Raw genomic sequence first — 19,171 nt, forward strand, 5'->3', positions numbered from 1 at the left:
GCAACTACTGCAAGGGCGCATTGCTGGTAGTCTGGTACCAGTCGAACGGGTCTTGCTGCAGCACCATGTCGATGTCGATTCCAAGCACCTCACCGACCGGCCCCGGAAAAGTCACCGCCAGCGCGTGATCGGACAAACCGGCCTCCTGAGCCCGGGCGCGCCAGGTGGCGAGATGAATCAGGCCGGCCAGCGGCTCGTAGACATCGTGCTCGAACGGCGCATGCTGGTGATCAAGGGCATCCACCATGGCCTGCGGAAATTTCCATTTGGCGGCCAAACCGGCCCCGACCTGGGCATAGCAAAAACCAAAACTCATCCGCTCGGCGTTGGCACGCCTCAGATCAAGTGGCGGAACTTCACGGTTCAGCACGGCCACCTCCTCGGGCATGCCCATGTGGATCGCCAACTCACCCACCGCATGAATCAGGCCGCAGGTAAAAGCCGCCTGCTGGTTCTGCCGCACCATGCCGGCGAGCGATCGCGACAGCTTGGCCACGTTCAGGCTGTAGTTCCAGAATTTCTGCAAATTCAGGCCCGGCACGGCCTTGATTGAAATGCCCGAGGCCGCCGCCGCGGCCATGGTCCGCACATGGTCCAGGCCCAGAATCGCGAGCGACTCCGAGACGCTGTTGATCTTGCCCGAGAGCTTGAAAAAGCCGGAATTGGAGAGCTGCAGCAAGCGGGTTGTCAGCGCCGGATCGGTACTGACCAGCTGGCTGATCTTCTTCAGATCGGGTTCATCGCGCTCCAGCTCGCTGAGCAACAGCGCCAGTACCTTGGGAATGCTGGGCAGGACGAACTGCGACGCCAGCAGGGCATTCAGTTCCATGGCAACACAACTCCGTTAACAGTAGATCACTGATTTAACCTGACTTTGTGATTATGTACCAGCGGCGGCGCTTCACAACCCGGCGACCTTGAGCTTGGCAAAAGCGGAAGACATGGCGGTCGATGGCGCCGCCTTGGCCGGGTTGGTGCCGCCGCGCCGGGCTGGCGCCGCCCCCAGTTTCATGCTCAGACCAATGCGCTTGCGCGCCACGTCGACCTCCAGCACCTGAACCCTGACGATGTCACCGGTCTTGACGATCTGGCGCGCATCGGTGACGAATGTATGACTCAATTGACTGACATGCACCAGGCCGTCCTGGTGTACCCCGAGGTCGACAAAAGCGCCAAAGGCCGCCACATTGCTGACCGTGCCTTCCAGCACCATGCCCTCCTTCAGATCCTTGATGTCTTCGACGCCTTCGGTGAAACGCGCCACCTTGAAGTCCGGCCGCGGGTCACGGCCCGGTTTTTCCAGTTCACCCAAAATGTCCTTGACCGTGATCAGACCCCATTGGCCGTTGGCGAACAGCTCGGGCTTGAGGGACTTGAGCAAGTCGACCCGGCCCATCAAGGCGCTCGCCGGTTGCCCGACATGCACCATGATTTGCTCCACCAGCGGGTAGGTTTCCGGGTGGACGCCGGTCATGTCGAGCGGGTTGTCACCGCCGCGGATACGCAAGAACCCGGCACTTTGCTCAAAGGTCTTGGCTCCGAGGCCGCTCACCTTGAGCAGTTGCTGACGGTTGCCGAAAGCACCGTGCTCCTCACGCCAGCGCACCACCGCCTTGGCCACGCCGGCGCTCAGGCCCGACACCCTTGAGAGCAGTGGCACGCTGGCGGTGTTGAGATCGACGCCGACCGAGTTGACGCAGTCTTCCACCACGCTGCCAAGCATTTTGGCCAACTCGCTCTGGTTCACATCGTGCTGGTATTGGCCGACGCCAATCGACTTGGGGTCGATCTTGACCAGTTCCGCCAGCGGGTCCTGCAGCCGCCGCGCGATGCTGGCGGCACCGCGCAGGCTGACATCCACATCCGGCATTTCCTGCGATGCAAACTCACTGGCCGAATAGACCGAGGCGCCGGCCTCGCTGACCACCACCTTGTCGATCTGGCGCTGCGAGGTCTGGGCGCTGAGTTTGATCAAATCCGCCGCCAGTTTGTCGGTCTCGCGGCTGGCCGTGCCGTTGCCGATGGCGATCAGATTGACGCCATGCTGCTCGCACAGCCTGTGCAGGGTGTGCAGCGAGCCTTCCCAGTCGCGCCGCGGCTCGTGCGGGAAAACCGTGGCGGTCGCCACCAGTTTGCCGGTGCTGTCGACTACCGCCACCTTGACGCCGGTGCGGATGCCGGGATCCAGCCCCAGCACGACGCGGGGTCCGGCCGGCGCCGCCAGCAACAGATCGCGCAGGTTGTCGGCAAAGACCTTGATGGCAACCTTCTCGGCCTGCTCGCGCAACCTGGCAAAAAGATCGCGCTCGATCGACAGGCTGAGTTTGACGCGCCAGGTCCAGGCCACACATTTTCGAATCAAGTCGTCGGCCGCGCGCGCCTGGTGGCTCCAGCCCAGGCACAGCGCAATGCGCGCCTCGGCCAGCGAAACCACCGCTGAGGTCCTGGTTTTGACAGTCGCTTGGGCGCCGGCCAGCGCGCCCAAAACCTCGGTTGGCTCGGGTGCCAGCAACTTGGCTTCGAGAATCTCCAGCGCACGGCCACGGAATACCGCCAAGGCGCGGTGCGAGGGCACGCGGTCGATCGGCTCTTCAAAATCAAAGTAGTCGCGAAACTTGGCCACCTCGGCGTTGTTCGGGTCCTTGCCCTCCAGCAACTTGCTTTTGAAGCGTCCCTCCTGCCACAGCCATTGGCGCAGGTCCTGCACCAGCGCCGGCGTTTCGGCCCAGCGTTCGCTGAGCAGATCGCGCACGCCGTCCAGCACCGCCGCCACGGTGGAGAAATCACTCTGTTTGTCTTCACCCTCAACGACTGGCCGTAACGCAATCACGTAGGCCTGCGCAGCTTCGGCGGGCACCAGGGTAGGATCGGAAAACAAGGCGTCCGCCAACGGTTCCAGCCCGGCTTCGCGCGCCAGTTGCCCCTTGCTGCGACGCTTCAGCTTGAACGGCAGGTACAGGTCTTCGAGTTCCTGCTTGGTGCCGGCGGCCAGCAGTTCCTGCAGCAGCGCGGGCGTCATCTTGCCCTGTTCTTCAATTGCCTTGATGACCGTTTGCCGGCGCTCGCGCAGTTCGCGCAGATAACTCAAGCGGGCCTCGATCTCGCGCAACTGAATGTCATCCAGCCCGTCCGTTGCTTCCTTGCGATAGCGGGCAATGAAAGGCACCGTGGCGCCGCCGTCAAGCAGCTCGACCGCTGCCTGCACCTGATTGTTCCGAACCTGTATTTCCTGCGCAATCTGCGCGATGATTTTCTGCATGGGTGTAAGAGGAGCCAGCCTGACGCCGGCCAAAACATGAAACAAAGGCCGGGAGTGTGCCACAGACCGGGTCGGTCGCCGGTGTGGTATTTGTGCATGGCAATGCCGCGTCACGCCCCGATTCATTGGCTGCATCACCTGTCTTGACGACCCTCCACCGTGACACAAACCGACTGCAAAAGTAAACTCGACCGCGTCGAGTAGGTCCGCCAGGACCATCCGGCGTAATCAACCAACCCTTCAACAAGGACTATCACCATGATTCACCACGCTACGTCTTCAGTTTTTCAACCCCGCCGCATCGAGACCATGGCGTCGCATATGGACTCAGTGAGCGCGCCGACCATGACCGAGGAGCGCCTTCCATTCACCGTCCGCCTGGTGCGCAATGAAGAGGACCTGAACAAAGCCGTGCAGATCCGCCACTCGGCTTACGCGCGGCACATGCCGGCAGTCGCCGAAACGCTGATATTCCCGGAAAAAGCCGACACTGAAGACGGGGTGGTCGTGCTGCTTGCGGAGTCGAAACTGGATGGATCGCCGCTGGGTACGGTCCGCATTCAAACCAATCGCTATCAGCCTCTGGGTTTGGAGAAATCAGTTGAGCTTCCTGCGTGGCTGAAGGATCAACCATTGGCCCAGGTCAGTCGTCTGGGGATCACCCAGGGAATCATCGGTCGCATGGTGAAAATTATTCTTATCAAAGCAAGTTTTCAATACTGCGAACACGAGGAAATCAGATGGGCCATGGTCGCCGCAAGAGCACCCTTGGATCGCCAGTATGCCCAGCTCATGTTTGAAGACGTTTTTCCTGGCTCCAAATACATTCCTCTGCCGCACATGAACAATGTTCCTCACCGGGTCATGCAATTTGAAATTGAAACAGGCAAGTCGCGCTGGACTGAAGCACGTCATCCTTTGTTGAAATTTTTCTGCGACACCTACCATCCCGACATTGATATTGACGATAGCGACATCACCGGCAGCATGGATATGGCCAAGCCTTTCGGCAGTTGGGGGTATGCCAGCGCACGCTAGTCATAGAGTTACAGCCGCCACCTGCGCCAGCAAGCCGCGTAAACCGATACGATCAGTTATCCTTGGCAATGTTTCGGTCAAGGGAGTCATTCAAGGCTTACATCATGTTTGCCCAAAATAACTAGATTGCTTTTGACTTTGTATTGGATTCCGGCTTTGCTGCGCTTTTTTTTGTTAAACGAATCACGGTCACGACGCACCCAAGCGGTATTGGAATGGATGCTGCGCGGCCTTTCGTTTTATGTGATTCCGATTGCCATAGGCCTTGCCTCGCTGGCTGCGCTTTTTCTTTGGGACGCCCAGTATTTGGCGGACCCGGACCAGGAGCTCGAGTTCCGCGTACTGGTACAGTCTGGCGACAAGCTTTCCCTCAGGGAAGTGAGCGAACAATTGGCGCGTCAGCCAGTTCAAAAATATTTTGATACCAAGCTTTCAGAGGCTCCGATCTGGTTTGGTTTTCTGACAAACGCCTCTCTCGATTCGAACAAAGTGGTGGAGTTTCCTTCTCGACACGCCCTGGAAATTGCCTGTTGGGATGTTGACTCACAGCGTTTTCTTGGCCATTCAATTGGCGACATCCCGAACGGCCAACTCGGTCCCGTCAAGGCGGGATATGCCCTGAAGCTGGATCACGCAGGGCCAGAAATAATCTGTCAGGCTTCCTTTTTGGGTCCCGCGCGCCTGACCGTGGATTTATGGTCTCCCGATCAGTTGGATATTTCCGCACAGAACTTTCATAGGAAATCTGGACTCCTTGAGGGTGGTCTTCTGGTGCTGAGTGTTTTTGTACTGGTGGCGGCCCTGATCAACCGGCAGAAGCTTTACCTGATTTTCGGAGTCTGGTTGCTGCTGGGGCTCAGGGTTGGAGCAACATCTGGCGGGTGGGATACGCAATGGCTCAACCATTCGATTCCCACAGAATGGCTGACCCTTGGTCGATCAATCACACTCGCAAGTTATGCACTTTTAACGCTCACCCTGTACAAGACCATGTTCTGGGATGAACTGGTCAAAACAGGTTACGCCACCGCGATTCGGGTAACTCACTGGTTATGCATTCCTCTTCTTGCGTCCGCTGTGCTGATGCCACGAAGCGTTTTCATACCCACAATGTGGCTGTTCGCAGGCCCAGGACTGGTATTGATGACCATCAGTCTTGCAACGATTGTCGTCAAGACACGGTCACGTGTGGCAATCTGGTATGGCGCGTCGCTGGCAGTCACATTCCTGTCCAGCCTGTCCGAGATACTGGCTGCGGCCTACGGCGTCAAGGGACTCATTGGAACATTCAACAGCGTAACTGCAGCGCTCGCATCGAGTCTGTTGGCCTCTCTGGCCATCGCCGAGCAGATGCGCCAGGAGCATGAGCAGCGTCTGGAAGTGCAAGCCGAACTGGCCCACACCTACGAGGCGATGCCGATCGGCTTGTTCACGCTGGACCTGCGTGGCCGCTTCGTACGCGCCAATCCGGCCCTGCTTGGCATGTTGGGGCCGTCCGTGCTGACGGCCGGACACAATGCCTGGCAGCAGTATTTCTCCAACGGTGCCTGGACCCGGCTGCATCAAATGGTGAACGACAAAAGCGAGGATGAAATCGAGATCAAGGGCCGACCGGTGGCCGGTTTCACCGGCAGGAAACGTTTTTTGGTGAAGGCCACGCTGGCGCACGACAGGATCGAGGGCTCCTTGCAGGATGTCACCGAAAAATCCAGGGCCACCGAGGATCTGTCTTTTCTGGCCAACCATGATTCGCTGACCAAGGTGCTGAACCGGCGCGGCATCAAGAAGGCATTCAACGATGCCATCGCAAAACCGGTGGACGGCAACACACTGGTCGCCCTGGCCTATCTGGACCTCGACCGCTTCAAGCTGATCAACGACTTGTTTGGCCACGGCGCCGGCGACGAAGTGCTGCAACAAGTCTGCAAGCGGGTGTCGGATCTGCTCTCGCACGACCTTCAGTTCGGCCGCGTCGGCGGCGATGAGTTCGTCATCGTGTTCCCCGCAACGCCGATCGCGATGGCCTCGCTGATGTGCCAGGGCATCGTCGACAGCATTGGCACACTGCCTTACCAGGTTGACGGCAAAGCGTTCTATGTGCGCAGCTCGATCGGACTGATCGAGGTCAGCACCGGCATGCAGTTCAACGACGCCATGTCCACCGCCGACCGCGCCTGTCGCCAGGCCAAGGCCCGCAACAGTGGCGGCTTGATGGTCTATGAACGGCACGCCATCGCCTTCCAGCAACATGAAGCCGAGCTCAAACTGATTGCGCTGCTGGCCACCAGCTCCGCCACCGACGGTTTGTACCTGGAAATGCAGCCCATCATGTCCCTGACGGCGCCGCAGGAGTCGCTCAATTTTGAGGTGCTGCTGCGCATGCGCGACGCCGAGGGTCAAGTGGTACGCACCGACCATCTGATTGCAGCCGGTGAAGCCAGCGGTCGCATGGGCATGATTGACCGCTGGGTGCTGTCGACCACGCTGGACTGGCTCAATACCCATTTCGCGCAGATGCAACACACCAAGTTCGTCTGCATCAATTTGAGCGGCGCCTCGCTGAACGATGAAAAGTTCCTGCAGGAGGTCTATGCCATGTTTCAGAAAAACCTGCATATCGTCAGCCACCTGTGCCTCGAGATCACCGAGAGCGTGGCCTTGCACGACGTGGAAAATACCCGCCGTTTCGTCGACACGGTACGCGGCTACGGCGCCAAGGTGGCGCTAGACGATTTTGGTGCCGGTTACACCTCGTTCTCGTACTTGAAGGAGTTCACGGCCGACATGCTGAAGATCGACGGCAGCTTCATCGTCAACATGAACAATCACCCGGCCAATGTGGCCATTGTCGAAGCCATCGTCAACCTGGCCAAAAATCTGGGCATGAAGGTGATTGCGGAGTGGGCCGAGGACATCGCAACGGTGCAGACCCTGACCGAGATCGGGGTCGATTACGTGCAAGGATTTGTCGTGGCGCGGCCCCAGCACCCGGACAAATTGCTCTCGGCCGCGTCGTCAGCCAGCTTTATTCAGGACGAGAAACTGGCCCACTACGTAAGTCTGCTGACCAAATCAAACCAGTTGCCGGACGTCGATCTGTTTTCCGATGGGGATGCCGTCAACGTGCATTAAGCTTCAGTCCGCGCTGAGCGCCCGCCTCAACTCGACACCCAGCTCCGGTTTGCTGGCAAACGGATCGGTTGGGTTGCGTGCCAGCATGATGTCTTCCAGCCGGGTCTGCACGCTGGCCAGGGCTTTCGGGTGGCTGTAGATGTAGAACTGGTTGGCGGCAATGGCATCGAACACTTTCTGCGCCACTTCCGCCGCGCTTACCTTGCCGGAGCCGACCGCCTTGTCGCTCATGGCTTGCCCTATCAGTTGGCTGCGGGTCGGTTTGACCGGAACCGCATCGACCGGGCGATTGCGCTGGCTCTGCGTGATGCCGGTCGGCACGAAGAACGGACACAAGACGCTGGCACCGATCTGCTGGGTGACCAGGGAAAGGTCCTGGTAGAGCGTCTCGCTCATGCTCACCACCGCATGTTTGCTGGCGCCGTAAATTCCCATGTTGGGCGCGTTGAGCAAGCCCGCCATGCTGGCGGTATTGACAATGTGGCCCTGGTAGGTGGGGTCTTTTTTTGCCGCTTCCAGCATCATGGGCGTGAAGACACGGATACCGTGCGCCACACCCATCAGGTTCACGCCAATCACCCATTCCCAGTCCTGCACCGTGTTCTCCCAGATCAGACCACCGGCGCCGACACCGGCGTTGTTGAAGACAAAATGCGGCGCGCCAAAACGCTGTTGCACGGCCCGGCCCAGCGTTTCGACTTGTGCCGCCTTGGAGACGTCCACCCTGACGGCCAGCACCTGCGCACCCATGGCTTGCAACTCGGCCGCGGCTTTGTCCAGGGCATCTTGCTGGACGTCGGCCAGCACCAGATTCATGCCCAGTCTGGCACCGATACGCGCACATTCCAGACCAAAGCCGGAGCCGGCACCGGTCAGAACCGCAGTCTTGTTTTTGAAATCAGTGATCATTTGAAATACTCCAGGTTCAGGGTTGCCAGATCATTTCGAGATGCTCTATGCCATCTTCGATATACGCAATGCCGGCATCGGCAAAGCCGTGGCCAGCGTAAAAATCCTTTAGTCGCGTCTGGGCACCGATGCGAACCGCTTGCCGGCCCCACAGGGTCGCGACTGCGGCCAACGCCTGCTCGACCAGCAAGTGCCCGAGCCCGCTGCCGCGCACCCGCTGGCTTGTCACGATGCGGCCGATGCTGGCTTCGGCGAACTTGATACCGGCCGGGAAACAGCGTGCATAAGCCAGCAGTTGGCCGTCGCGCCGGCCCATCAGATGCATGGCCTGGGCATCCGCGCCATCCACGTCCTGAAAGACGCAGTCTTGCTCCAGCACGAACACCTCGCTTCGCAGTTGCAGCAGCTCATACAGCTCCGCCACACTCAAGGCATCAAAGGCGGCCAGCCTCCACTCCATCGGCGCACCAGAATTCATGCCGGTAACACTGCCTTGAGCACGTAACCGATGCGCGGAAAATGCACCCGCACGGTGCCGGCGCGCGGGTCCAGCCGACGCAAGGTATAGCGGGTACGGGTGGCAGCCAGCAGTTCACCTTCGGTCGTTTCCTGGCCGAAGTTCTCGGCCGCCACGCTTACCCGACTGCCAAACGCAATGCCATGTTCATCCTGGAAAAAAGTCTCATCCACGCTCACAGCCGCTGCCGATGCGGCACTGACAGCGATTGCTTCGGTAGCAGAATATTTTTCCATGGCACCATGACCAATGGCCGCCATGCGATCCATCCAGGCCAGCAGCGCCGGCGTGGCGTCCAGAATGTCGGCCAGCAGCGGCACGCGTGAACGGGTGAACCACAGAGGGTGATAAGCAGCAAAGTCGGCCACGCAAGGTGCCGCACCCAGCAGGAAGTCCTGGCTCTCCAGCATATTGGCAAGGCGCCGCAGATAGGACTTGTAGGCAGCAGTGGCATCAGCCGGCCGCAGACGTGTCATGCCTGCGCTCATGGCGGCTCGGTCGGCGCCAAAAGCCTTGGCCGCCTCGGGCGCAACCCCCTGGAACATGGCCGCCACGCCCCTGGGCTGCAGGTTGTAGGCCATGGCGGCCCAGAACAGGGTGCTGTCGGCCCACTGCGCCAGCACCCGCGCCAGGCCTTTGTGCTGCGCCGGGTACAGAGTCGGCTCCGGTTGCAGGTGCTCCAGCACGTCGCAGATCAGCGCACTGTCGCAATACACGTCAGAGCCGATTTGCAGGATGGGCGTTTTGCGGTAACCGCCGGTGAGTGCCAGCACATCCGGTTTAGGCATGATGGCCGGGATGATGACCGACTTCCAGGCCAGTTTTTTATAACCCAGTACCAGCCGGATTTTTTCCGAAAACGGCGAGCTCGGGTAATGGTGAAAAATGAGGTCAGTCATGCAGCCTGACCAGTTGCTTGCCGAAATTCCTGCCTTTGAGCAGTCCCAGAAAAGCTTCCGGGGCCGCTTCAAGACCGTCCGCAATCGACTCCCGCGCCTTCAGCTTGCCGGTCGCCACCAGGGTACCCAGCTCTTTCAGCGCTTCGGGCCAGACCTCCATGTGTTCGCTGACGATAAAGCCCTGTACCTTGAGCCGGTTCACCAGAATCAGTGCCGGATAGCTCAGCGGCAGCGGTGCCCCGTCGTAGCCGGCAATCATGCCGCAGACCGCGATCCGGCCAAAAGCGTTCATGCGTGTCAGCACGGCGTCGAGCACCATGCCGCCCACGTTTTCAAAATAGCCGTCGATACCCTTCGGGCAGGCTTCCTTCAGCGCCCTGGACAGCGACGGCGCATCCATATGCAGCTTGTAGTCGATGCAAGCGTCAAAACCCAGCTCGTCGACGGCGTACCTGCATTTATCGGGGCCACCGGCAATACCCACGGTACGGCAGCCACGCGCTTTGCTCAGCGCCGCAAAAGCGCTGCCGACGGCACCTGTGGCCGCGCTCACCACCATGGTTTGACCCGCTTTGGGTTCGATGATCTTGACCAGCCCGTACCAGGCGGTGACGCCCGGCATGCCCACCGCGCCCAGGTAAGCGCTCAAGGGAATGTGCGCGGTGTCGACTTTGCGCAGGGCTCCCGGTTGCGCGGCATCGACCACGCTGTACTGCTGCCAGCCCCCCATGCCCACCACCTTGTCGCCGACGGCGAATTTGGCATTTTTCGATGCCACCACTTCGCCTACCGTGCCGCCGCCCATGGTCTGACCCAGGGCCTGCGGCTGCGCGTAGCTCTTGGCATCGTTCATGCGGCCCCGCATATAGGGGTCCAGGCTCAGAAAGTGGTGGCGCACCAGCACCTCGCCCTCCTTGAGTTGCGGCGTTTCGCTGACGACCAGTTTGAAGTTGCTGGCGGTCGCTTCGCCAACCGGTCGGTTGTCCAGATGAATTTGCTTGTTTTGCGGCATCGGTAGATCCTGAAAAAATATCAATCGGTAGCAATCACGTTCAGCGGGTTGGCGCTTCTGGGTCCGGTCGGCAAGCGCCTGACGTACTTGAAGGTGCCAGTGGCGTGAGCGCAGGCTTTGCCATCTTCGTCGAAAACGGTGCCTTCGGTAAAAGCCATGCTGGCAGTACGGTGCATCAAACGGCCTTTGCCGGTGAGTTTGCCGCGGGCCGGTTGCATGAAAGTGGTCTTCATCTCGATGGTGACCACCCCCATGTCTTTTTGCACGCTGCGCGAGGCCACCGCCATGGTGACGTCCAGCAAGGTCATCAGAGCCCCGCCATGGGTGACGGCAAACGAATTGAGGTGCTCCGGCTTGGGTGCGTAAGCCAGTTCGGAGAACCCTCCGTCGAACAACACCAGCTCAAAGCCCAGATGGTTGACGAAGGGAATGGCAACGCCAAATCCCATGCCGAAATTCTCCTCGGTCACGGTTCTAGCCACCCGTCACGACACTGACGCCGCCGTCGACGGCCAGCCACTGGCCGGTGATGTGCTTGCCGGCGTCGGACGCGTACAGCACACACAAACCCTTCAGGTCTTCGTCGTCGCCCAGACGTTGCAGCGGCGCATGCGCCGCCAGCTTTTCCTCGCCCAAGGCCTTGAGCGTGCCCATGGTCATCTTGCTGGGGAAAAAGCCCGGACAGATGGCGTTGACCGTGATGTTGTACTTGCCCCATTCGGCACCCAGCGTGCGGGTGAAATTGATCACCGCGCCTTTGGACGTGTTGTAGGCGATGGTGTTCATGCCGATCGGATTGCCACCCAGACCGGCGATCGAGGCGACGTTGATGATGCGCCCCTGGCGGCGCGCAATCATGCTCTTCTTGGCAATGCGCTGGCTCAGGATGAAGTAGCCGCGCACGTTGAGGTTCATCACCTTGTCCCAGGCCTCGATCGGATAGTCTTCCGCCGGCGCGCCCCAGGCGGCACCGGCGTTGTTGACCAGGATGTCGACATCGCCCATGCGCGCCAGCGTCTCATCGGCCAGGCGATGCAGCTCGGCGTCCTTGGCGCAGTCGGCGGCAATCCAACGTGCGTCGATGCCGGCCGCCTGCAACTCGGCGCAGGCCTGCTCCAGGTCTTCCGCCTTGCGTGAACTGAGCATGATCCGGGCACCGGCTTCGCCCAGTGCATGGGCCAGTTGCAAACCCAGGCCGCGCGAGCCGCCAGTGACCAGGGCGGTCTTGCCGCCGAGGTCAAAAAGTTGTTGAATGGTACGGGTCATGGGGTCTCCTGATGGATAGCGAATTGAGTGGCACATTGTGCCGCCAGCAGCGCCCATTTCCGTGTCCCGCGCGTGATATCAGAAAGCGTCTTCGGGCACCCCGGCGCAAGTCAGATCGCGGTTTTCCACCACCCCCAGCCAGGCCCCGATCTTGGGCAGCTCGTAGTGATAAAAATAACGTGCCGCCGCCAGCCTGCCGACGCTGGCAGCCATGGACTGCGCAGCGTCGCCGGCCAGCGCCGCTGCCGCCACATCGAGCCAGATCCAGGCCAGCACGGTGTGGCCGAAGGCTTGCAGATAGGGCACGGCGTTGGCCAGCGCATCTGACGGCTTGCCGGTGGCCCAGGCCGCCTGGGTGGCACTGCCGACCTGACGCAAGGCCTGCGCCAACGCCTCGGCGTGGGCCGCCAACGAGGGCATCTTGGCGGCACGCTGGATGCTGGCGTTGATGCGACCACCCAGCAGCGCCAGCCCGCGCCCGTCTTCCATCAACACCTTGCGGCCCAGCAAGTCCAGCGCCTGGATGCCGTGCGTGCCTTCGTGAATCATGTTCAGGCGGTTGTCGCGCCAGTACTGCTCTACCGGGAAGTCGCGGGTATAACCGTAGCCGCCGTGAATCTGGATCGCCAGGGAGTTGGCTTCCAGACACCATTCGCTGGGCCAGCTCTTGGCGATGGGGGTGAGCACCTCCAGCAGCAAACGCGCCTCATCGGCGGCCTCGGGCGTGCCGGTGTGTTGTTCGTCGACCAGCCGGGCACAGTACAGTTCCAGCGCCAGCGCGCCCTCGCCATAGGATTTTTGCGCCAGCAGCATGCGTTTGATGTCGGCGTGTTCGATGATGCGAACCTGCGGCTGCGATGCATCCTTGCCGGCCGCCGCCAGAGGCCGTCCCTGCGGCCGGTTCTTGGCATAGTCCAGGCTTGCGTAATAACCCGCCAAACCCAGCATGGTGGCGGCGATACCGACGCCGATGCGGGCCTCGTTCATCATGTGGAACATGCAGCGCAAGCCCTCACCCGGTTGGCCCACCAGGTATCCCAGCGCCCCGGCCTGACCGCCGACCGGGTACTTGCCTTCACCAAAGTTCAGCAAGGTGTTGACGGTGCCGCGCCAGCCCAGCTTGTGATTCAGACCGGCCAGCGCCACGTCGTTGCGCACGCCGGTGAGTTGGCCGGCGCTGTCGACCAGTTTCTTCGGCACGATAAACAGCGAGATGCCGCGCGTGCCGGCCATCAGCTTGCCGTCCGGCCCCGGGATCTTGGCCAGCACCAGGTGGATGATGTTTTCCGAAAGCTCATGCTCGCCGGCCGAGATCCACATCTTGTTGCCGGTCAGCCGGTAGCGTGGCCCCAGCGGGTCGGCTTGCCACGGCACGCCGCCATCCGCAGCTACCGAAGGGCCATCGTCAGGGACAGCGCGGGTGGCGATATCGCCCAGGCTGGAGCCGGCCTGAGGTTCGCTCAGACACATGGTGCCCGAGAAGCGGCCGCAGAACTCGTTTTTGGCAAACACTTCCTTTTGCAGCGGTGTGCCGTGCACCATCAGCAAATTGGCGTTACCGGTGGTCAACAGGCCGGAGCCGATGCTGACCGAGGCACAGGCAAAGAATGAATTGGCCGCCGCCTCTATGGTGTAAGGCAGTTGCATGCCGCCCATCTCGTAGTCCTGTGCGGCGCTCGGCATGCCTGATGCAGCGTAAGCCTTGTGCGCATCGTGCGTGGCCTGCGGCAGGATCACTTTTTCGCCGTCAAAGCGAGGTTCCTCGACATCGACGGTGCGGTTGAAGGGCGCATATTTTTCACGCGCAATGCGCTCGCAGGTGTCCAGCACAGCATCGAAGGTTTCGCGCGAATGGTCGGCGAAACGGGTCCGCTGGTTCAGGCTTTGCGCGTCAAGCCACTGGTACAAAAGAAAATCAAGGGTAGGACGCAGTGACATGCTCGTATCCATTCGAAAAAAAGAGCCAATCAAACCGTCATGCCGGCCCCGGATCAGGTCCGGGTTTCAACATCCGGCATCCATGGATTGCGGGTCAAGCCCGCAATGACAGCTATTGCAAGCCGCCGCCGAGCACCAGCTACAGCACCTCAAAAATACCCGCCGCCCCCATGCCGCCACCGATGCACATGGTGACGCAAACGCGCTTAGCGCCACGGCGCTTGCCTTCGATCAAGGCGTGGCCGGTCAAGCGCTGGCCGCTCACGCCATAGGGATGACCGACCGCGATGGCGCCGCCATTGACATTCAGACGATCATTCGGAATGCCCAGGCGGTCGCGGCAATAAATCACTTGCACGGCAAACGCCTCATTGAGTTCCCACAAGTCGATATCGCTGATCTTGAGCCCCAGGCGCGCCAGCACCTTGGGGATGGCAAAGACCGGGCCTATGCCCATCTCGTCAGGCTCGCAACCGGCCACCGCAAAGCCCAGAAAACGACCCAGCGGCTGCAAGCCTTTTTTCTGCGCCACCGATTCGTGCATCACCACCACCGCGCCGCCGCCGTCCGAGAACTGGCTGGCGTTACCGGCCGTGATCAAGCCGCCCGGCACCGCCGAGCGCAGACCGCGTATGCCTTCCACGGTGGTGCCGGCGCGAATGCCCTCGTCCTGGCAGACCGTGACCTGTTTCGTGCTCAGGCCCATCACCTTGTCGGCGACGCCCATGGTCACCGTAATCGGAGCGATCTCCGCGGTAAACAAGCCCGCTTCCAGCGCCGCGCTGGCACGCTGCTGGCTGGCGGCGCCGTATTCGTCCATCGCTTCGCGGCTGATGTTGTAGCGCTTGGCCACGATCTCGGCGGTTTGCAGCATGTTGTAGTAGATCTCGGGCTTGTTTTTCACCAGCCAGGTGTCTTGCAGCATGTGCTGGTTCATTTCCTGCTGCACGCAGGAGATGGCTTCGACGCCGCCGGCCACGTAGATGTCGCCTTCGCCCGCCATGACGCGTTGCGAAGCCAGTGCAATGGTCTGCAGACCGGAGGAACAAAAACGGTTCACTGTCATGCCCGAGGTGGTCACCGGGCAACCGGCGCGCAGTGCGATCTGGCGCGCGATATTGGCGCCGGTGGCGCCTTCAGGGGTGGCGCAGCCGATGATCACGTCATCGACTTCCGCGGCTTCAATGCCGGCCCGGGCAATCGCATGCTGGACCGCATGCCCGCCCAGCGTGGCGCCATGCGTCATGTTGAAAGAACCCTTCCAGCTCTTGGCGAGCGGCGTGCGGGCGGTGGAAACAATTACGGCTGAGGTCATGGCAAACTTCCTTTTAAAGTGTTGAGGACAGAGCTGGCGGCCTTGCCGCTGCGGTCTGTCCCGCAAGGTTTCAAGTATTTCAAGATTGAGGTGCTTTCGCGCCTACCGTCAGAAGACGGTGATAAAAACGGATCAACTCGGCCAGATTGGCCGCCGCTATGCGTTCGTTGGTGCCATGAAAACGCGGCAGATCTTCGGGCTTGGCACGCACCGGCGAGAACTTGAAAATATGATCACTGATGTCGCCGAAGTGAATCGAATCGGTAGCGCCTATCATCAAACCGGGCGTCACCAGGGTGCCCGGAAACACCTCGCGAATGGTGCGGTTGAGCAAGGCATATTGGGCCGAATCGGTAGGCGTCACCTTGGACGCATCGACTGCGCCGGGCAAGGCGAAAAGTTCAAATTTTTCGCTACCGGTGGCGGCTTTGACCTGGCCTTTCATGCGCTCCATGATTTGTTCCTTGGTGTCCCCCGGCAGCAAGCGGAAGTTGACCGTGGCCTCGGCCCGTCCCGGCAGCACATTCTCCTTGTTACCGGCGTTCACGATCGTCAAGGCCGTGGTGGTGCGCAACATGGCGTTGGTACTGGCGCCGGCTTCGAGCTGCTTCTGCACCATCGGGCCAAACAGCCACAGATTCGACAGAGCGACCCTGGAAAAACCGTTCATCTCGGGCGCTATGGTGGCAAACATCTCACCGGCAACGCCCCGAATACCACCCGGCAACTGCTCGTCGTCGATGCGTTTCAGCGCCGCGCTCATCATGGCAATGGCGCTGGTCCCCTTGGGCGGCGGCATGCTGGAGTGGCCGGGCACCGCCGCCATCTTCAGCACCACCGACAGATAGCCTTTCTCCGCGACCCCTATCAGCGCGGCCGGTTTGCTCAGGCCGGGCAGCACGCCCTCGGTAATCAACAGCCCTTCGTCGATCACAAAATCAAGCCTGACGTTACGCTCCTTGAGCAAGGCCGCAATACGGGCCGCGCCGCGCATGCCGCCAATCTCCTCATCGGCACCGTAGGCCAGATAGACCGTGCGCTCCGGCTGGTAGCCGCTCGCCACCAACAGCTCGACGGCCTCCATCTGGGCCATCAGGTTGCCCTTGTCATCCCAGGCGCCGCGGCCCCAGACAAAACCATCTTTCACTTTGCCGGAAAACGCTTCTTCCGCCCAATCCTTTTCCGTGCCGGCCGCCACCGGAACCACATCCTGGTGCGCCATCAGCAAGATCGGCTGCGCTTTCGGATTGCTGCCCTGCCAGGTGTAGAGCAGGCTCAGGTCACCCACCACTTCGCGCTTGAGCTGGGCGTGGGCTTTCGGGAAACGTTCCTGCAGCAGCTTGTGCAATTGTGCGAACTGATCGGCATTGAGCGCTGCGTCGTCACGCGACGAAATGGTGCGCAGGCGTACCGCTTCCGACAGCCGTGCCGCCACGCCCGCTTCGTCAACCTGCAGCTTCGCCACGGGAGCGACGTCGATCTGGCGCGAACCCTTGCGCCAGGTGTTGAAGGCCAGTACGGCCGCCAGCAGGAGAACGACTGCCAACAAACCCAACGAAAGCTTCTTGAGCATGGGACTCCTCTTCAATAAATAGGCTCGGCCACTGCGCCGTTGCGCTCAGCCAAGCCAGGTTTCGGATCAGTTGAAGGTCTTCCCTTCGGCCGCCAGGCGCGCCAGCAGCGGCGCGGGCTGCCAGAACTTGGCATCGTCCAGCGGATTCTGGGCAAAGCGGCTCATCGCCTGCACCACATTGAACAAGCCGACCTGATCCGCATAGTTCATCGGGCCGCCGCGGTAAATCGGAAAGCCGTAACCCATCAGATAGACCATGTCGATGTCGCTGGCCTTGGAGGCAATGCCGTCTTCGAGAATATGCGCCGCTTCATTGACCAGCGAGTAGACCAGACGCTGCACGATCTCTTCATCGGAAATCTTGCGTGGCGTGATGCCCAGCGCCTTGCGGTGCTCTTCGATCATCTTGACGACTTCGGCGTTCGGAATCGCATCGCGTTTGCCCGGCACGTAGTCGTACCAGCCGGCACCGGTCTTCTGGCCGAAGCGCCCTTTTTCGCACAGCAAATCGGCCGTCTTGCTGTATTTCATGTCCGGCTTCTCAAGGTAACGGCGTTTGCGGATGGCCCAACCGATGTCGTTGCCGGCCAGGTCGCTCATGCGGAACGGGCCCATGGCAAAACCGAACTTCTCGATCGCCTTGTCAACCTGCGCCGGCGTGCAGCCTTCGTCCAGCAGGAAGCCACCCTGGCGGCCGTACTGCTCGATCATGCGGTTGCCGATGAAACCGTCGCAGACGCCCGACACGACGGCGGTCTTCTTGATCTTCTTGGCCAGGCTCATGACCGTGGCCATGACGTCCTTGGCGGTTTTGGCGCCGCGCACCACTTCCAGCAGCTTCATCACATTGGCCGGGCTGAAAAAGTGCAAACCCACCACGTCTTGCGGACGCTGGGTAAAGGAAGCGATTTTGTTGAGGTCCAGGGTGGAGGTGTTGGAGGCCAGAATGGCTCCCGGTTTCATAACCCGGTCGAGTTCCTTGAAGACCGCCTCCTTGACGCCGATTTCTTCAAACACGGCCTCGATCACCATGTCGGCGTCCTTCAGGTCGGCGTAGCTCAGCGTGGTGCTCAAGAGGCTCATGCGCTGTTCGTACTTGTCCTGCTTGAGCTTGCCTTTTTTGACCTGCGCTTCGTAGTTCTTGCGAATGGTGGCAACACCGCGGTCCAGCGCTTCCTGCTTCATTTCCAGGATCTTCACGGGAATGCCGGCGTTCAGGAAGTTCATCGCAATGCCGCCGCCCATGGTGCCGGCACCAATCACCGCCACCGCGTCGATGGCACGCTGCGGCGTATCCGCTGGCACATCGGGTATCTTGGAGGCGGCACGTTCCGCCAGGAAGATATGGCGCAGCGCCTTGCTTTCGGGCGTCCACATCAGGTTGATGAAGATCTCGCGTTCGGTGCTCATGCCGGCTTCAAATTTACCCTTGGTGGCGGCCTGGACGGCGTCCACGCATTTGCCCGGCGCCGGGAAGTTTTTCGACATGCCCTTGACCATGTTGCGCGCAAACTGGAAGTAGGCATCGCCCTGGGGGTGCTTGCACGGCAGGTTGCGCACCAAGGGCAGCGGCCGCTGGGCCGCCACTTCTGCGGCAAAGGCCAGCGCTTCGGCGGCCAGGGACTCGGCGGAGGCAGCCATTTTGTCGAACAATTTTTGCCCCGGCAGCAGGGCCAGCATTTCACTCTTGACCGGCTCGCCCGACACAATCATGTTGAGCGCCGGCTCGACGCCCAGGGCGCGCGGCAGGCGCTGCGTGCCGCCGGCACCTGGCAACAAGCCCAGTTTGACTTCGGGCAGCGCCACGCTGGTGCCGGGCGCCGCAATGCGGTAGTGGCAACCCAGCGCCAGCTCCAGGCCGCCGCCCATGCAAACGGTGTGAATTGCCGCCAGCACCGGTTTGGCCGAGTTCTCGATCGCCAGGATCACGCTCAGCAGGTTGGGCTCCTGCATCGCTTTGGGGCTGCCAAACTCCTTGATGTCGGCGCCACCCGAGAATGCCTTGCCGGCGCCGGTGATCACGATCGCCTTGACGGCCGCGTCGGCATTGGCTTTGGCCAGGGCGTCCGTGATGCCTTGCCGGGTTGCCAATCCGAGGCCATTGACGGGAGGATTGTTCAGGGTAATGACGGCGATGGCGCCATCCACTTTGTATTCAGCAGTCATTGGGGCATTCCTAGCAAATGAAAATAGTACGGTCGTTCGGTTTTCGAATTGTAAGAACTAAAGTTCCCGCTTCAAGCGGGTTTTGTCACGGGAGGGCCAAGGTCCTCAAACCTCCAGCCATTCCTTGCGGATGTAGTTGTCGTTGCG

14 protein-coding genes are annotated in these 19,171 nt (G+C 60.8%); 2 read left to right on the forward strand and 12 right to left on the reverse strand.

The window, feature by feature from the left end; genetic code table 11:
• Positions 1-4 precede the first annotated feature (4 nt).
• Together PHS32_RS17560 and PHS32_RS17565 are read right to left on the reverse strand one after the other, a co-directional pair.
• A complete protein-coding gene (locus tag PHS32_RS17560; RefSeq protein ID WP_301080376.1) occupies positions 5-829 on the reverse strand; it encodes an HDOD domain-containing protein in 825 nt (274 codons plus the stop codon).
• 72 nt (positions 830-901) lie between these two features.
• The gene (locus tag PHS32_RS17565) at positions 902-3,259 is read right to left on the reverse strand and encodes a Tex family protein (protein WP_301080378.1); all 2,358 of its coding nucleotides are present in this window, start codon (positions 3,257-3,259) and stop codon (positions 902-904) included.
• Between the two features lie 258 nt (positions 3,260-3,517).
• Here PHS32_RS17565 and PHS32_RS17570 point away from each other — a divergent pair, with 258 nt between their 5' ends.
• Entirely contained in the window at positions 3,518-4,297 is a 780-nt protein-coding gene (locus tag PHS32_RS17570; RefSeq protein ID WP_301080379.1) for a hypothetical protein, read from the forward strand.
• A 1,143-nt stretch (positions 4,298-5,440) separates the two neighbouring features.
• On the forward strand, positions 5,441-7,429 hold the full coding sequence (locus tag PHS32_RS17575; RefSeq protein WP_301080380.1) for a bifunctional diguanylate cyclase/phosphodiesterase: 1,989 nt from the start codon (positions 5,441-5,443) through the stop codon (positions 7,427-7,429).
• Positions 7,430-7,432: 3 nt separating this feature from the next.
• On the opposite strand, the gene PHS32_RS17580 is transcribed toward PHS32_RS17575, so the two are convergent.
• From PHS32_RS17580 to PHS32_RS17625, 10 genes are all read right to left on the reverse strand, one after another.
• Positions 7,433-8,338 carry an SDR family oxidoreductase gene (locus PHS32_RS17580; RefSeq protein WP_301080381.1) on the reverse strand — a complete coding sequence of 302 codons (906 nt, stop codon included), beginning with the start codon at positions 8,336-8,338 and terminating at the stop codon, positions 7,433-7,435.
• Between the two features lie 16 nt (positions 8,339-8,354).
• Positions 8,355-8,816: a GNAT family N-acetyltransferase gene (locus tag PHS32_RS17585; protein WP_301080383.1), complete on the reverse strand. Its 462-nt coding sequence runs from the start codon at positions 8,814-8,816 to the stop codon at positions 8,355-8,357.
• Positions 8,813-9,754, reverse strand: a complete 942-nt coding sequence (locus PHS32_RS17590) for a glutathione S-transferase family protein (RefSeq protein ID WP_301080384.1) — start codon at positions 9,752-9,754, stop codon at positions 8,813-8,815. The genes PHS32_RS17585 and PHS32_RS17590 overlap by 4 nt, the downstream gene beginning before the upstream one ends.
• Positions 9,747-10,766, reverse strand: a complete 1,020-nt coding sequence (locus tag PHS32_RS17595; RefSeq protein WP_301080385.1) for an NADP-dependent oxidoreductase — start codon at positions 10,764-10,766, stop codon at positions 9,747-9,749. The genes PHS32_RS17590 and PHS32_RS17595 overlap by 8 nt, the downstream gene beginning before the upstream one ends.
• A gap of 20 nt (positions 10,767-10,786) precedes the next feature.
• Positions 10,787-11,215, reverse strand: a complete 429-nt coding sequence (locus PHS32_RS17600; RefSeq protein WP_301080386.1) for a PaaI family thioesterase — start codon at positions 11,213-11,215, stop codon at positions 10,787-10,789.
• A gap of 25 nt (positions 11,216-11,240) precedes the next feature.
• The gene (locus PHS32_RS17605; RefSeq protein WP_301080387.1) at positions 11,241-12,032 is read right to left on the reverse strand and encodes an SDR family oxidoreductase; all 792 of its coding nucleotides are present in this window, start codon (positions 12,030-12,032) and stop codon (positions 11,241-11,243) included.
• A 78-nt stretch (positions 12,033-12,110) separates the two neighbouring features.
• Positions 12,111-13,970, reverse strand: coding sequence for an acyl-CoA dehydrogenase (locus PHS32_RS17610; protein WP_301080388.1), 1,860 nt, complete (start codon positions 13,968-13,970; stop codon positions 12,111-12,113).
• 139 nt (positions 13,971-14,109) lie between these two features.
• A complete protein-coding gene (locus tag PHS32_RS17615; RefSeq protein WP_301080389.1) occupies positions 14,110-15,285 on the reverse strand; it encodes an acetyl-CoA C-acyltransferase in 1,176 nt (391 codons plus the stop codon).
• A 79-nt stretch (positions 15,286-15,364) separates the two neighbouring features.
• Entirely contained in the window at positions 15,365-16,858 is a 1,494-nt protein-coding gene (locus PHS32_RS17620; RefSeq protein ID WP_301080390.1) for a M20 family peptidase, read from the reverse strand.
• Between the two features lie 66 nt (positions 16,859-16,924).
• Positions 16,925-19,024: a 3-hydroxyacyl-CoA dehydrogenase NAD-binding domain-containing protein gene (locus PHS32_RS17625; RefSeq protein ID WP_301080392.1), complete on the reverse strand. Its 2,100-nt coding sequence runs from the start codon at positions 19,022-19,024 to the stop codon at positions 16,925-16,927.
• Positions 19,025-19,171: the final 147 nt, after the last annotated feature.

This window comes from Rhodoferax sp. (genome assembly GCF_028714215.1).
Taxonomy (GTDB): domain Bacteria; phylum Pseudomonadota; class Gammaproteobacteria; order Burkholderiales; family Burkholderiaceae_C; genus Rhodoferax.